At 36.4% G+C, this 15,777-nt stretch carries 12 protein-coding genes; all 12 read left to right on the top strand.

Annotated features, from left to right (window positions below; all coding sequences use genetic code 11):
* The first annotated feature begins 205 nt into the window (after positions 1–205).
* The 12 genes from NI000_RS35900 (at position 206) to NI000_RS35845 (ending at position 15,548) form a co-directional block, all read left to right on the top strand.
* Positions 206–562, top strand: a complete 357-nt coding sequence (locus tag NI000_RS35900; RefSeq protein ID WP_253416071.1) for a helix-turn-helix domain-containing protein — start codon at positions 206–208, stop codon at positions 560–562.
* 72 nt (positions 563–634) lie between these two features.
* Positions 635–994: a hypothetical protein gene (locus NI000_RS35895; RefSeq protein ID WP_253416070.1), complete on the top strand. Its 360-nt coding sequence runs from the start codon at positions 635–637 to the stop codon at positions 992–994.
* Between the two features lie 51 nt (positions 995–1,045).
* The gene (locus NI000_RS35890; protein WP_253416069.1) at positions 1,046–1,837 is read left to right on the top strand and encodes a TnsA endonuclease N-terminal domain-containing protein; all 792 of its coding nucleotides are present in this window, start codon (positions 1,046–1,048) and stop codon (positions 1,835–1,837) included.
* A gap of 18 nt (positions 1,838–1,855) precedes the next feature.
* Positions 1,856–4,057 (top strand): Mu transposase C-terminal domain-containing protein, encoded by a 2,202-nt coding sequence (locus tag NI000_RS35885; protein ID WP_253416068.1) that lies wholly within the window; start codon positions 1,856–1,858, stop codon positions 4,055–4,057.
* Entirely contained in the window at positions 4,054–5,727 is a 1,674-nt protein-coding gene (locus tag NI000_RS35880) for an ATP-binding protein (protein ID WP_253416067.1), read from the top strand. Before NI000_RS35885 ends, NI000_RS35880 begins: the two co-directional genes overlap by 4 nt.
* A gap of 3 nt (positions 5,728–5,730) precedes the next feature.
* On the top strand, positions 5,731–7,488 hold the full coding sequence (locus NI000_RS35875) for a TnsD family Tn7-like transposition protein (RefSeq protein WP_253416066.1): 1,758 nt from the start codon (positions 5,731–5,733) through the stop codon (positions 7,486–7,488).
* Positions 7,488–9,104 (top strand): Tn7-like element transposition protein TnsE, encoded by a 1,617-nt coding sequence (locus tag NI000_RS35870; RefSeq protein ID WP_253416065.1) that lies wholly within the window; start codon positions 7,488–7,490, stop codon positions 9,102–9,104. Before NI000_RS35875 ends, NI000_RS35870 begins: the two co-directional genes overlap by 1 nt.
* 79 nt (positions 9,105–9,183) lie before the next feature.
* Positions 9,184–11,193, top strand: coding sequence for an AAA family ATPase (locus NI000_RS35865; RefSeq protein WP_253416064.1), 2,010 nt, complete (start codon positions 9,184–9,186; stop codon positions 11,191–11,193).
* Positions 11,186–11,827, top strand: a complete 642-nt coding sequence (locus NI000_RS35860) for a hypothetical protein (protein ID WP_253416063.1) — start codon at positions 11,186–11,188, stop codon at positions 11,825–11,827. Before NI000_RS35865 ends, NI000_RS35860 begins: the two co-directional genes overlap by 8 nt.
* Positions 11,824–12,945: a hypothetical protein gene (locus tag NI000_RS35855; protein ID WP_253416062.1), complete on the top strand. Its 1,122-nt coding sequence runs from the start codon at positions 11,824–11,826 to the stop codon at positions 12,943–12,945. The genes NI000_RS35860 and NI000_RS35855 overlap by 4 nt, the downstream gene beginning before the upstream one ends.
* Before the next feature lie 87 nt (positions 12,946–13,032).
* Positions 13,033–14,319 carry a DNA methyltransferase gene (locus tag NI000_RS35850; protein WP_253416061.1) on the top strand — a complete coding sequence of 429 codons (1,287 nt, stop codon included), beginning with the start codon at positions 13,033–13,035 and terminating at the stop codon, positions 14,317–14,319.
* 23 nt (positions 14,320–14,342) lie between these two features.
* On the top strand, positions 14,343–15,548 hold the full coding sequence (locus NI000_RS35845) for a DNA integrity scanning protein DisA nucleotide-binding domain protein (protein ID WP_253416060.1): 1,206 nt from the start codon (positions 14,343–14,345) through the stop codon (positions 15,546–15,548).
* Positions 15,549–15,777 lie beyond the last annotated feature (229 nt).

Below are 15,777 nucleotides of genomic sequence, written 5' to 3'. Positions count from 1 at the left end.
TGTCCGCAAGTAATAATGTTTTAGACTGAATAATAAAGTATTAGACTGTGATAATAAAGTTATAGACTGGAATAATAAAGTTGTAGACTGACTCTTCTCGGGTAATTCATCCAACTAGAGCTTCAAGAACTACATCAATGCAATCGAACCCCGAAATTATGGATTTCATAATTTCGGGGTTCTTTGTATTTAGGAGGGGCTATAGATGCAGTTAGGAGAAAAGATCAAATATATCCGAAAAACCAATCAAATGAATCAAAAGGAGTTTGCAGACCGCATTGGCGTTTCACAGGGAACGCTGAGCGATATTGAACGTGGGAATGGTTTCCCCTCCTATGAGACCATCCTTGCGCTTAAGAAGGCTTTTAAGTGCGATCTTAATTGGCTTATTGATGCAGACATAGATTCTGAACTTGGGAATGAACTATTTGGTGTTAATGTATCTGATCAAGAGATTGCATTAATACAATTACTTCGCAATTTACCTGAATTGGAAAAAAATGAATTTCTTCAGATTGCTAAAATTAAAGCGAAAAAGAATAATATCGAATATCCGAATTAAATAGATTAATAAAAGTATAAAATATCCGAAAAGGATAATAATGGATATCAAATTTATTAAGAGGTGATCCATATGACTGATTCGGAATTCTTCACTAGATTTGCAGTGGTGACTGATCTTGGCATCATGTATCAAGCAGCTTATTATTCTTGTCCTCAAGCTATACAGGAACAGTGGTTTACAAAAGCAATACATAATGGCGGGTGGGCTCTCCAAGTATGCTTTAGAACCAAGGATAAATCTCGCATCTATATATTCCATGAGAATGAATTCATAGTCTGCTTTAAAGTTAACCGTCAGGTAATACCAGACGAGCATAAATATCTTTATTTTATGGAGTTGGAGAGGTTAAAGAAGTTAAAGCGGGGGCAGCGAAAATTACGTGGTGCTAGACGGCGAGGATTAAAGATAAAGGGTCATCATTTCCTGTGATTGAGAGAGGCAGTGTGGCGAACTGTGGCAAAAAGAAATCGCGATGTAACCATGAAGAAGATTCAAAAATGGATTAAAGAAGGCAGAGGTCAAGGCGAGGGATCGCAATATAAACCTTGGCTTACTATTCAAGATGTCCCATCAAACGGTTTGGCAACGCGCCTCAAAGGCTGGACAAGCAATCGCTATCATCACTTAATGTCCAATCTCGAAAGGGACTACTTTTACCTTCTGGACTTTTCTGAATCTGTTGCTGATATTTGTGAGCAGTATCCGCTGCTTCCACTTGATGACACACTAATTATTGCTGAAAAATTAGGCATAAAACATCCCACTGATCCTAAAACAGACGAGCCAATTGTCATGACTACTGACTTTTTAATTTCGATTAACAAATCTAATATAGCAAGGAGTATCAAGCCTTCAAGTGAACTTGAAAATGATAGAGTTATAGAAAAGCTAGAGATTGAACGTCGTTTTTGGAAGGAAAGGAATATTGATTGGGCGATTGTGACCGAGCATGAAATTCCTGGGAATATAGTACGTAATGTCTCATGGTTTCACCGTGAATATGATAATCAGGATATTTTTAAATTTGGAGCCACTCTTGTAGGAAATTTGGAGCAGCTGATGCTGAAACATTTGCGATCTGAGGAACCTATCAATAAAGCAGCAGCTTTATGTGACGACTCTTTAGGTTTAGAACCGGGTACATCACTTGCATTTTTTAGATACATGTTAGCTCGCAAGAACTGGCTTGTTGATTTAGCCGAGCCAATAAGTCCTCATCATCCAATTAATATTTTACAAGTAGTTTCTGATATGAAGCGTTCTTTAGCTTAAGGAAGGAGTTCATCTTGAATGGAATTTCTATCAGAAAATGCAGTACTTCAGTGGTCTACTTTAGATAGTGAGCTGCCAAAGGTTGAACGGATTTTATGGACTAATCCATTAAAAAACGTAGTTATAACAATCTTACTTGAAAACGATAAGGCTTTGCCGGATATTAAGGCCCTCGACGAAGTTGAGTTGGCACTGCGAACTGGTAACTGCAAAGTAATAGATTGGCATGACATTAACATTCCAACAGGCAATGACGATCAATATGATCAAAAAAGTTTGGAGATACGCAATAAAGCCTGGGAAGCTATTCAATTAGCTGTTCGGGATGAGCCTGATTGTTATGATTCCAAATTGCGCGGCGTTATGGTCAAAGAAATAATCAAGGAAACAGGGCTTCATAAAAGTACGATTTATCGTTACCTTCGACGTTATTGGCAAGGCGGTAAAGTGAAAAATACGTTATTTCCTTTTTATCAAAACTGTGGCGCTGCCGGAGAGGAACGAAATTCCGGAGAAGTGAAAAGGGGACGTCCTCGTAAATTTATTGAGGGCGATTTTGGTATAAATGTAAACGAAGAAATACGAGCCCTACTCTTGGCTGGTATTAAATTATTTTATCTTAATCGACAAAAGGTTACTTTAAAAAAGGCTTACCGAGATACTTTGGCTCGTTTTTTTTCAAAAGGCTATGAGGTTAAAGGTAACGTAAAGCTTCCAATACTTCCTCCGGAAGAAGAGTTACCTTCCTTCACACAATTTCGATACTGGTACCAAAAAGACATCGACATAGAACAAAGCATTATTAAGCGATTTGGCAAAACAAAGTTTGAAACAACTTACAGGCCGTTACTAGGGAGTTCGACTTATGAAGCGTTTGGCCCTGGTTCCCGGTTTCAGATTGATGCAACTATTGCTGATGTGTATTTAGTAAGTGAGTATCGACGAGATTGGATCATCGGTCGCCCAGTACTTTATTTTGTTATTGATGTATTTAGCAGGATGATCACAGGAATGTACATAGGGCTCGAAGGACCGAGCTGGATCGGGGCAATGATGGCTTTAGCCAATACGACGATGGATAAGGTCAAGTATTGTGCTGAGTATGGAATTGATATTGAGCCTGACGATTGGTTTTGCAGTCATTTACCGCAGACGATCACAGCTGATCGCGGGGAACTTGAAGGCCAGCAACCGTCAAATTTGATTGACGTGTTAGGTGTTGCCATTGAAAATACAGCACCTTATCGAGCTGACTGGAAAGGCATCGTCGAACAACAGTTCCGTTTGCTTAATGCAAGAACCGTACATTTTATTCCTGGGGCCGTGAAAGAAAGGGAACGGGAACGCGGCCAGCGAGACTACCGACTAGATGCGAAACTGACGTTAAGAGAATTCACTCAAATAATTATCGGTCACGTAATTCACCATAATAATTATCACCACATGAAAGGCTATAAAAGAAGTGAGTTTATGGTTGCGGATGACGTTCCTGCCATTCCAAGGGAGCTTTGGCTATGGGGTGTGCAAAATCGAACAGGAAGACTCAAGCGACAGCCTGAAAACATAGTAAAGCTTAACTTAATGCCACAAGGTAGTGCCACAGTTACTGATTCAGGCATTGTCTTTAAAGGTATGGCTTATAGTTGTGAACTTGCTATTAAAGAACAATGGTTTGTAAAGGCAAGAGCTAAGAAAAGCTGGCGAGTTCAAGTCAGCTATGATCCAAGATGGACAAATCTGATATATCTGTGGTTGGAAGACGAGCGTCGATTTGAGACGTGCACATTGCTTGAACGAGAGGAACGCTATCATTACAAACGATTTGAAGAAGTCGAGGATTTGCTTGAGATTGAAAAGCACGAAGGTCGGCAACGCGGGTTTGATACCATTCTTGGTCAAATTCGTCTAGATGCTCAAGCTAAAGCTGTTATACAAGAAGCGGAGAAAAAAACGAATGAAGCTGTAAAGCAGAGCGGATTGAGCCAACGACAACGAGTAAAAGACACAAAGGCTCATCGACAAGTAGAAAAAGAAGCAAATCGCAAAAATGAAGCATTTCGATTTGATGATCAAAATGCATCTTCTAACGAGATTGCCAACAAGGTGGTTTCGTTACCTTCCCGAAAGATAGAAAATGAGGCAAAAGATATATATATCCCACCAACGAGTAAGCTTGACCGAATCAAGTCAGTATTGTTTGAAGAGGGTGATGATGAATGAAACAGATTCCAATACCTATGTTCAACATAAATACTGGACTTACGATTGAAGCAGACTACCAGGATCCACTGCTTGAAGAGTACAGGAATAACCCTCTTTTGGAGGCACTCCCTCCTATTTGGGACGAATCAACGGTTATTCAAAATCTTGCTTCCAAGCCGCTTTATAAAGTCGCAGAACGGGAGCTTCCAGTACACTTGCGTATGCACTGTGTTCAGAGAGTATCGAGGGATTTTTTCCAGCCTTTATCCAAGCATTTAGAACTGGAGCAAAGTCTGTCTCGTTTGATTAGAGACGGGTATGTCGGAAGAAATCCGTTAACTCCTAACTATGCTTTTCGAGCTCGTAAGGATACTTATGACCTTATGGTAAAAGGATTGACCGATGCTTATCCAATAAACACGCCTACATCATCTGGGTTTGCAATGGTAGGAATCTCAGGGATCGGTAAGTCGAGTACCTTATTGCGAATTCTTAAAATGTATCCGCAAGTGATCGTACACCATGAATATAGAAGAAATAAACTTCCGCTCTACCAGATTGTCTGGTTAAAACTTGATTGTCCTCATGATGGTTCTATAAGGAGTCTATGCTTAAATTTTCTGTTAGCTGTCGATAGTCTGGTAGGAACTAAATACTATCATCATAATTCTTCCAAGTATACGGACGAGTTACTGCCAATTATGGCTCAGGCTGCCGCAGTCCATTGTCTAGGTGTGTTAGTCATTGATGAGATTCAAAATCTTGAAGAAGCAAAAGATGATCGCGCGTCACAAATGTTGAACTTTTTTGTGCAGTTGGTGAACACAATCGGATTACCTGTAGTTGTAGTCGGTACTTATAAAGCTCTTCCGGTATTAAATGGTGAATTTAGAAATGCCCGCCGTGGGAGTGGCCAAGGTGATTCCCTATGGGAGCATATGAAAAAAGATGATGAATGGGTTTGGTTATTAAAAGGATTGTGGAAGTATCAATGGACAGATGAAAAAGCGGAACTTACTGAGGCATTCGTAGACGTTATGTACGAAGAGAGTCAGGGCATTACGGACATTGCCATTAAATTATTTATGCTGGCTCAGTGGCGTGCGTTGGATCAGAAGAGGAGCACGATTAGCCCCGAGCTAGTCAGATCTCTCGCAAAAGATCGTCTCACGTTAGTTAGAGATGCTTTGGCAGCTTTACGTTCGGGAAAGAAGCGAGAAATACAGAAGTATGCAGATCTATATGCCGGTGTTTCGATTGATGATTATCTACATCGAATAGAAGAGCAGCAGCGTCAAGCAAACCGCCTAGATGCCATTCGACAAGAGTTAGGGGATGACGTTAAAGAGCAAGAAACTCGTCAATTAGCTTCATGGCTCATGGAAGTAGGGTATGAAAGAGAAATTGCAATTGAAGCTGCTGAAGAAGTTGTGTCTAACCACTTAAGCTCTTTGGAAGAGGTAGACATTCAGAAAGAAGGCGCTAAAGTTGCCTTACGTATAAAACAAGGGAGAACAAACAATTCGTTAGACACTCCTAACAGGCGTGGAACATTGAAAAAGCTTGAAGCAACAGAGCCTGATGATCTTAGAGTAATCATTTCTCAAGGAAGAAATCGTAAATTGTCAGCTTACGAATCTTTGCAACGATCTCAATACATTAAGGATGCAAAGGAGTTCTTAGGATAACTTATGCTGAGCTTTTTCCCTCCCCCCTATCCTGACGAGTTACTATACAGTGTGATTGGAAGATACCATCTAAGGAGTGGAAATTCGAGCCCTAAGTGGACATTTATCGACCTGTTTGGAACTAACTCAATGATTCTTATTCCAGCTTTACCTAGCCATTTGAAGGCGTTTAGTCATAAGACATTTGGTTCCACTCGTATCAAGGTGGAGGATTGGATTAAAAATCATACCCTTTTCCCTTTTTTTGCACCTTTTATGCCAACAGTACGCGCCAACCAATTAAAAGAAATGATGAAGGGGCCGAATGGCTCCGGCATACATGCCTTTGTTGGTTTATCTGCTGGAGGAGTCGTATCTAAAGAGTTCCTTGTATTCTGTCCTGTTTGCTATGAGGAGGACATTAAACGCTTCGGTGAACCCTACTGGCATCGAAGCCATCAAGCTCCAGGTGTATTCGTATGTAATATACATAACTGCATGCTGCACAAAATTACTGAGCCTGTTGAGGATCGTCATGGGATAGTAACTTTGCCTATAGCCAATGAACTATTTGAATCAGAGAAATACCTTCCTGCAATTACTTCAGAGAGAACTATATCTAAACTCGTGAGTCTTTCTTTAGACATTGCAAACGCATTAAAAGCTAATGAAATTCGAAGCCTTTATTCAAGTAAGGAGCTTCTCCTCCCTCGTCTAGCAGAAAAAGGTTATGTTACTTATACCAATAGAATCAGGCAGGCTCAACTACAGGAGCAATTTAATACATTTTACGGAGAAGAATTTCTAGAACTCTTGGAGAGCGGTATTTCTCAAGACTCCTCCTGGCTTAATTTTGCGACCAGAAAAGAACGACGAGTGATAAACCCAGTTCGATATTTATTACTGATTCGCTTTTTGTATGGTTCGTGGAACGAGTTTATTCAGGTTTATGGTGCTAAGTATTCACCGTTCGGCGATGTCCCATGGCCTTGCTTAAATAGAGCAGCTGAGCATTTTGGAAGAGATGTTGTCCAAACATTACAAATATCTAGATGCAGTGACACCGGCAAGCCAGTTGGTATCTTTTCCTGCGAGTGCGGTCATATATATTCCAGACGAGGGCCAGATCAGTCTATAGAGGATCGAATGAAGATCGGAAAGGTTAGAAGTTACGGTTCCATCTGGATAAATAAGGCCAATCAATGCATCGATAAAGGGTTATCTTTTAGACAAACAGCTAAAATGCTGGGGGTAGATGTTGGTACTGTTATCAAATACACTCAATCTGCAAATGATGCACCCCAAAATCGCTGTTATGAGGATCCAATGGCCAAAGTAGTCAAAGAACGCCCAATAAAACGGAGGCGTCCTCGTAAAGCCGCCAATAGTCGAGTGAACTGGACTCAACGCGATGAAGAATTAAGCAAGCTTGTTGTAACAAAATGTAGGGAAATGCTCGAAATTTCAGAACAAAAACCGACTAGAGTAAGATTCACTACTATAGCTAAGAAAATAGGCAAATTGAGTCTTCTTGGAAACCGAAAGGGAAAGCTACCTAAGACTATGGCTGAAATCAACCGACATATTGAAACTGTCGAGCAGTTCCAAATTCGCCGAATAAAGTGGGCCGCGCTAAAAAACAAAGGGAGATCCCCGCTAAAGAAGTGGGAGTTAATAAAAGCTGCTGGCCTTCGTCCCAACTACTCAGAGGCTCTAGAACATGAAATCGAAAAGAATATTTCACAATCAAATTATCTGTATGTGGACAATGAGGTGGTCTGATGTGTGCGACTAAATTTCGAAGATGGCCCTTTGATAAAGGTGAAACTGTTGAACTATGCTGGACAGGTTCTCTCTTCACGGGTGTCAAGGGAGATTGGAGAATAAATGTGGCCTTTCGACGATCAGATAAGTCTATTGCAATCATAGATCACCCGGTTGGAGTTTGGCCAATTCTACGTTTAGGGCAGATATATACCGACAACGCATTTGAAATGACTAGACCAATGGCAGGCATTGTAGAAACCATTCAGGTTACTGACATCCGACAGGGACAGCTTGTATTTGGGTTCGATGTTCCTAGTAAGCTGTTGTATTTAGATAAGCAAAAAGAACTAGGCAAGCAGTTCGTCTGGAAATATGAGGATAATGGCTTGGAATATTATGTCCCTATGATGGAATGGGCAAGATGTTTGTTCATCAAGAATCGAACCCTTGCCTATCTAGTTTTACAACCTCATGGATTGGAACAAATATTCGAAAACGTAAAGCAACGAGACGAAACCATGTACATTGATTTTAATAGACGTCTCCCTGTTACGATAGCGCAGAATAAAGATAGTGCTCTCCATATAGCTTGGATTCATGGGAATGGAACCATTCGAAATTCCTGGGATTCCATTTATAGTTATCTGTTCCGAGCAGCAACAAAGAAGGACAATATAGATCCCAAAAGCATTTTCCGTAAAGGAATTGCGTTAAAATTTGAATTGCCACAACTTGATCCTTGTGAAATGATGGTTCGTTGTATACGTAAAGGAAATCAGGTTCTAGTTCAAGAGATAATGGGAATATCTAATCTGAAGTTACCGGCTGAAAAATTAGTGTACAGTCATCCTATTATGAAGAAACAGATTGCAAATGATGGACCCAAAAAGACAAGAATAACCGATCAATCAGAACAAGAAGAATTTGAAATTACGGATGATAATGATTTTGCGAAAGAAAACACATATCAGGATGTACTCGATGTGCCTCCTACCTTCTATGGTTTTGTTCAAAAACCAGAAATTATTATAGATCGAAAAGAACGGCAAAAGGTAAATTCTGGAGATGGGGTTATATTACCCATAGGGCGCGGAGGGAAGAATCAAAATGATGGTGTAAAAGAGGTAAGTGTAGAGGATACATCAATAGGTGGAGAAGTCCCTCCTATTGAATTTGAAAGCTTGCAAGCTGTGCTAATGTCTGAGGGTATTGGGCTAGAGGAATTCTTCAAAGTTATCAGTAAGCTAATCGATGATTACGGATTGAATATTAAGATGAGCATATTCCAGCTTCCCTTAGGAAAAAGGTACTCTGTCTGCGACAATGGAGTACGAAGAACTTGTGCCGTTGCTCAAGTTACGACTGCGGTATCGAAGAAGTATATTCTTGAGATGGCGCGGCCGGACGGGTGGTCGATATCGACTTTGATTTTAACAAATGAGAAAAAACTAACCGTTAGGGAGATCGAGAAGAACATAAAGTATCTGCTAGAGGAAGTAGTAAAAAAAGGCGGTCATTGGGATCAGTATATTTTAAATGGCTGCACTCTAGATATTCAAAAACTAAAGCATTATCAAAATGATAGCATTGCGATTTGGGCGGAAAGGATATTTAACAAAATGCATGAGTAATATGTTTTTGTATAAATTTGGAGGATTAAGAGATGTAATGTAGAATCTATTGTAGGTCTATTGAACTAAGGAGGTTAAAATGAAAACAATATACTTGCCAACGTTAAAGTCTATTTCTGTAGAAAACTATTCACTATATAGTCAAGAACCTTCATTTGAATTTAGCTTTTTGGATGGAATCAGCGCAATCATAGGTGGTAATGGAATTGGAAAAACAACATTTGTGGAGTTGATACTGTTTTGTTTAGTAGGCCACAGAAAAATATATCCTGTTTTAGGGAAAAAGAAGACAAAAACAAAAGGGAAAATAATTGATCCGAAGTTCTTTGTTTCAAGAATGAATCCAAAATACGACAAAAATAAAGAGGCTAAGGCATATCTTGGTTTTTCCATAGCTCAAAACAACATAGTAGTTGGAAGAAGTTTATATACCAGTGAAATTATTTACCTGGAGATTAATAACGAGGAACTGGTGCTTTATGATGAAGAGTTCTATTCACAAAAAATTTTAGAATTAGCCGGTCTTAATAGCTTCCAACACTTTGATAAGATTATTAGATCATTCTTGTTTTTTGATGAAAGAAGACAAAATATAGCATGGGAAACTGATGAACAAGACGAAATCTTGAGAATACTTTTTTTTGACGAAGAATTTCTGAATAAGTTTCAAGAGCTAGAGGAAGAAGTGATTTATTTAGATACCACTGGTAGGCATAGAAGTGAAGACAGACGTGTTGAAAAAGACTCTTTAGAGGATCTAAAAAAAGAAAAAGAAAAACTATTTAGAAGATTTCATAATGAAGAGAATAACGATGATGACTTAAACAAGTACTATGAAAGAAAGGGAGAACTTGAAAAAGATATCTTAGTTATAAAAAATGATCTCGACGACAAGCTAGATGTATTTAATTCAAACCAAGATCGATTAAATAGTCTCATTGGTGAACAAACTGGTGTTCTGCTCAATATTGAAAATATCAATAATGAAATCAATAAACTAGAATCAAAACTTTATTCAAGTATTTACAATCAACTTCCGGATTACTATCTAAGTGTGGAAAGAGTTTTAATTAGTGAAGGAAGATGTCTTGCATGTGGGTCTAAAAATAAGCACGCTAAAGAGGCGGCAATTCATCATAAGAATCACGGAGAATGTATAATATGTTCATCCAAAATTGAAACCGTAGAGGAATTCGACCCCGAAGTAATAAAAAAAATCAATCAACTCGTAGAAATGAGAAATGAACAGCAAAATATTATTGCGAATAAAAAAGATGATATTTTGGAGCTTCAAAAAACAACAAGCGATATGAATATCCTAATTAATGATATGAAAAACAAATTAAATGAGAAGCAGAGGGAAATTATTTATATAAACTCATTAATTGCAAAACAAACTAGTGAAAATAGTTCGGATACTTATACACAGATTGTCGAAGTAAAGCAAAATAAAATCGACAAGTTAACTGAGGAAATAAATGAAATTTATAAAGAAAGAGATAGAAAAAAAACTGAATTAAACAAATTGCACACTAGGTTTACCAAAGTGGTTATAAATTTAAATAAACATCTATCGTATTTTTTTAACAAATATGCTAGCACGTTTATTGGCTTGAACTGTGAATTAACAGTGCAAACTCCAACTTATAATAAGATTCCACATGTAATTTATTTACCTAGAATAAATGGGAGTATTCGCGAGGGAGTAAACTCTGTCTCTGAATCACAACGTTTTTTTCTGGACCAGGCATTTCGGATGGCAATTATTGACTATCTACAAAATACAATAGATGGATTTAAGACATTCTTTATAACAGAAACTCCAGAAGGAAGCCTTGACATTGTTTATGAAAAGCAAGTAGCCGAGATGTTCACTCTCTTTTCAAAGTCATCTAATAACATAATATTTACATCTAATTTAAATAGCTCCAATTTCTTATTAACCATGTATAAGGAGATTGATAAGAAAGAAAGAAGAATTCGAACGCTTGATCTGCTTGGAAAGGGAAATCAAACTAGATTACAAAAAGATAATAAAGAATTGCAGGCAATTCGATATCAATTATTAGGAAGTGATGTAGATGAGTGAAACTAGCCTTGTAATTAAAAATGATATTCTTATAATAGCGTATTATTTAAAAGAATATGGATGGCGAGAAGTAAATAAATCAACTTTTCAAAGATTGTTATATTTCTCGGCAGTACTATCCCCTATTTTTATGCCAAAGGAAGAATGGGCATATAATTTTGCTAATACATTATTTGGCCCATATAACAATGAATTAAGTGTTGAGATAAATGATCTAGAGACCAAAGGTTTTCTTGTGTTAGAAGAAAGAAAAATCTATTCCAATAGAGTTGAGGATAGATTTACAATTTCCCAATATGGAATTGATATTTTTGAAAAAAGGCTTCTCTCTATAGATACATTAAAATCAAAAATAAGCTGGTTTAATGTTCTCGTTAGAACTTTGAGTTTATATGGCGAAGAGTTTCTTTCAAAGTTAGTTAAAGAAGATCCTAATATTTATTACCAAAATGAGATGAACAGACGTTCAAGACTTATTACTGATGATAGCTCAGATAATTTATCGAAAGAGTTTTTTGAATTTATTAAAGAAAAAGGTATTGGTGAAGATATCAATCTTGCCAATAATCAGGACTATCTCCTTCTGTTTTTTGATGTTTTGTATCAAAAGTACAAAGGGGGTAAAGAAAATTGAGTTTGTTTGATGACTATTCTTTTGAAGTTAAGAAAGTATATGAAAAAAATCCAATTATTAAACTTCAAGAATTATTTGGTAAAGAGTTAGATGTAGAACCTGCTGAATTAATAAGCCTTATCATTGCTATTAGGAAAAGTTGGGAGTCGTACAAAGAATTTAATGTTCAATGTGGGATTATTGTAGAGACGAATACTGAGGATACTTCGAATATACAAATAAGAGGTTATGATTTTACAGCAGATCTTAGAATGGTCATTCAATCTGCAAGCCATAAATCTATTATATACAAACTAAATACTAAAGGCCAAGTAATAGATGTGCAGTTCACTAAAGAGAAAATAAGTTACGATGATTTAGTTGATATCTCAAGAGGACAACGGAAAATAATTGCTTACCTAGGCATCAAGGGGATTGATATTCTTATTAATGGTGTTGCTTTTGAAAATGAGAACAGACTAGAAAATTATTCAGATGTAATAAATTTCAAAAAATTAGCGGACATTTCTCAGTATCAAGAACTTCTAAAAAAATTCTTTTTAGAAAGAGTTCAGTATGATCCTTTCAAAAGTTTTTTTGTATATAAGGGTGATATTGAAAGAGAGCGATACCCGTTATTGGAAAAGCATCCAAAGCTACTGCAAATTAAACCAGAAGAGCGATTTCAAAGAGAACTGGAATATTTTTTGAAAAACAACTGTTTAGATGAAGTCAAAACAGAAATGCGGAATAGATTTGGAGAAAGATATGATGTATGGATCGCAACAAGTGATGATAAGTTTTATGTTTTTGAAATAAAATGGTTAGGTAAATCAATGACAGCCCAAGGAAATGTATTTGATGAATATAACGATCCGGAAAGAGCTTTAGAAGGTGCATATCAGTTAAAAAAATATATAGATGATGCAGAAGAATATGGACGAATTATTAACGGGGAATTTAGAATTTACTGTGGGGTTTTAGTTATTTATGATGCACGGGAAAGTATGGACAATTTAGTCTATCCAGAAGAATTCAATAGGTATCCACAATTAGATCTAAATCAACAATTTAAAATAGAAAGAGGAAACATCCCGGCGAGTCAATATTATTCGAAAGTCGTGAAGAAAGCAGAGTAATTCAAAAAGCCTTCCTTAATTTAATATTCCGGAATCATGTTTAATTTGATAGAATAGTTTCTAGAGTTAATTGAGGAAGGCGATATTATGTTATCATATAATGCTACTAAAATAATTGATTGGTCAAGTGAATATTTAAACTACGTAAGTGCGGTCAAAAATAAAGGGAAATCAGTTAACAGATGGTTTCCTATATTGGAAGGCTTTTCGAATAGTTTTGTTGAGTCAATAATTCGGGAACAAACTTCTACGGAACTAGTTTGTCTGGATCCATTTTCTGGTGGGGGCACTACTCCATTGGTTGCACAAGAACTTGGAGCAAAATGCTACTCTTTTGAAGTTAGTCCTTTTATGAGTCAAGTATGCAGAGCGAAGTTACGAAAAGATTACAAAGCAGATGAATTTCTCTATGTAGTTGGATTAATTCGATCGCTTTTAGATCGGGACATTAAGCATGATTTTAAAATAGGGTTAAAAACCATCTCAAAGAATCAGCGATTAAAGAAATGGCTTTATCATAAAACAGCTTTAGAATCATTGCTAAATATTAGAAAAGCAATTGATGTTGTAGGATTGGAATTTCCTAAGTATATAGATATTCTATATGTTGCCTTAGGTTCGATCTTGTTGCAATTTAGTAATGTATTTAGGGATGGTAAGGCATTAAGGTATAAAGACAATTGGGCAAAAAAAACTTATAAACAAAAAGATATTTATAATACTTTTTTGGATAAATGTATTAATAGTGTTTTTTCTGATATTAATGCAATAGTTACTAGCAGATATAATAATTTAGACTTTTTCTATAATGGGGATTGCAGACAACTAATAGATATTATAGAGGATGGTTCTTTAGATCTTGTGATTACTTCTCCCCCTTATCTAAACTCTAGAGATTATACTGACTCCCACATGATCGAACTTTGGGTTTTAGGTCATGTGTTAAATTATGAAGATGTTCGATTGCTGCGAAGAAAAACTATGAGATCACATGTCCAAGTTAAATGGGGCGATCTTCCGTTGCCGAATAGTAAAATTCTTGAGAACAGACTATCTCAAGTTTTGAAATATGAAGAAAAATTCTGGAACAAAAATATACCCAGTATGATTACAGGTTATTTTTGCGATTTAGAAGATATTCTTAGAAAATTAAAAACCAAAATAAAGAAAGATGGTAAACTATATATTAATGTTGCTAATTCGTCTTATTTTGGAGTAGTAATTGAGACAGATAGAATAATAGAAGAGATTGCCTCTAATTTGGGATACACGATTAATGAGATCAGGTTAGCAAGGAGAATTAAAACAAGCAGTCAACAATATGAAGAAGTAAAGTGGCTGAGAGAGACAGTAATAGTTTTGCAAAATAAATAGTGAGTTACTCATTGGAGGAAAACATGTTATCAGAGTCAGAAATGTTTAACATTGTAACTGATTTGGTACCCCATTGGGGAGTTAAAAAAGAACGGGAGAACTTTAAATTAACTCTTCCAATTGGAAAAAATGGTTATCCTATTCACTCACTAATTGCATATGCTCCTGGAGATGAGTTAAACAGGTGGATTAATAGCCTACAACAAATATCAAATGAATATTTAGATAAATCAAGTACAGGTTCTTTCTTTTTAGACAGGCAGCTATTTGAAACTCGACTTGTTTCTGAATGGCTTAACATTAATGGGTATAATACTGACTGGGCAAAGCTTTTTGATTTTAATAGAATGTTAGAAAATAGAACCTATGAGAATGCCTCAATTGGTTTCCATTTTATTTATGAAAAAGGTTTAGTAGGAACCTTGTCATTATTTGATGCTGATATTCAAAAATATCTTGATGTGCTGGCTGAAACTAATTATACATATTTTAAGGTAGGTGACAATTGGACGTACCACTCTTATGAATTCATATCTATAGATGATGTTAATGATCCAGGTCAGATACTAGTTCCACAATTTCTAATTCCCTACCAAAATAGATTGGGGAAAAATGAATGCGGAATCACAAGGACTAAAAGAGGAGATTTAATAATTTATGATAAAAGGGGCCTCTTAGCGTCATACAGAAAAGGATCTTGGAAGATTTATAAGGCAACCTCTTTAAAAAATACACTTATTAAGATTTGTAATAATAATCATTGGATGGGGACAAACTTATATCCTATTTTGTTCGATTTAAGTTACAGAAGGCATGGTGCACTGATAATAATTGATCAAAAAGATAATTATAAAGAGTTTATTAATAATGAACAAAGCTTACTTAATAATAGTAAGGGTACACCTTTACATCAAGCATTAAGCCAAAGACTAGGCCAAATCGATTTAAAAAGTAAAGATGCTGTATCTAAGCCTCTTTTATTGGAACTAGCCTCAATTGATGGGGCCATAGTTTTTAATAAGAAGGGAAAACTAGTTGCCTTTGGTGCTATGATAAAATCTCATAGCAATTCGAATTCAGAGCAAGGAGCTAGAAGCTCTGCAGCATTATCTGCTTTTCATTATGGAGCTCTCCCATTCAAAGTTAGTTCGGATGGTGAGATTGTTTGTTTACTTGATAGTACATTGCATCAAAACGCACAAGAGCTTTTAAAAGTTAATTTTTATTAAATATGCAGGTGATTGCAAGTAAGATGACTCTCCAAAAATCATTGATTGTGTGTATTAAAATGTTAGCTGGGAATATGAGTCTAATACATTATTATTCAATAATATCATGTCGTATCAACGGCTGAACATTCAGAGTCTAAAACTTATTTTTTTAAAAGATGGCCATTTCCAACTCCAAAACGTTGCCGCGGCAACATATCTAGTCTAAAACATTATTATTTCCGAACAG

This window comes from Paenibacillus tyrphae, assembly GCF_024158745.1.
Lineage (GTDB): Bacteria > Bacillota > Bacilli > Paenibacillales > NBRC-103111 > Paenibacillus_G > Paenibacillus_G tyrfis_A.
Note: the sequence above shows the minus strand (reverse complement) of the source record. Positions and strands in the feature narration are given on the sequence as shown.

Bases quoted from the DNA above. Each gene is read 5' to 3' on its own strand.
- NI000_RS35900 (WP_253416071.1), top strand. From the start codon at position 206: ATGCAGTTAGGAGAAAAGATCAAATATATCCGAAAAACCAATCAAATG.
- NI000_RS35895 (WP_253416070.1), top strand. From the start codon at position 635: ATGACTGATTCGGAATTCTTCACTAGATTTGCAGTGGTGACTGATCTT.
- NI000_RS35890 (WP_253416069.1), top strand. From the start codon at position 1,046: ATGAAGAAGATTCAAAAATGGATTAAAGAAGGCAGAGGTCAAGGCGAG.
- NI000_RS35885 (WP_253416068.1), top strand. From the start codon at position 1,856: ATGGAATTTCTATCAGAAAATGCAGTACTTCAGTGGTCTACTTTAGAT.
- NI000_RS35880 (WP_253416067.1), top strand. From the start codon at position 4,054: ATGAAACAGATTCCAATACCTATGTTCAACATAAATACTGGACTTACG.
- NI000_RS35875 (WP_253416066.1), top strand. From the start codon at position 5,731: ATGCTGAGCTTTTTCCCTCCCCCCTATCCTGACGAGTTACTATACAGT.
- NI000_RS35870 (WP_253416065.1), top strand. From the start codon at position 7,488: ATGTGTGCGACTAAATTTCGAAGATGGCCCTTTGATAAAGGTGAAACT.
- NI000_RS35865 (WP_253416064.1), top strand. From the start codon at position 9,184: ATGAAAACAATATACTTGCCAACGTTAAAGTCTATTTCTGTAGAAAAC.
- NI000_RS35860 (WP_253416063.1), top strand. From the start codon at position 11,186: ATGAGTGAAACTAGCCTTGTAATTAAAAATGATATTCTTATAATAGCG.
- NI000_RS35850 (WP_253416061.1), top strand. From the start codon at position 13,033: ATGTTATCATATAATGCTACTAAAATAATTGATTGGTCAAGTGAATAT.
- NI000_RS35845 (WP_253416060.1), top strand. From the start codon at position 14,343: ATGTTATCAGAGTCAGAAATGTTTAACATTGTAACTGATTTGGTACCC.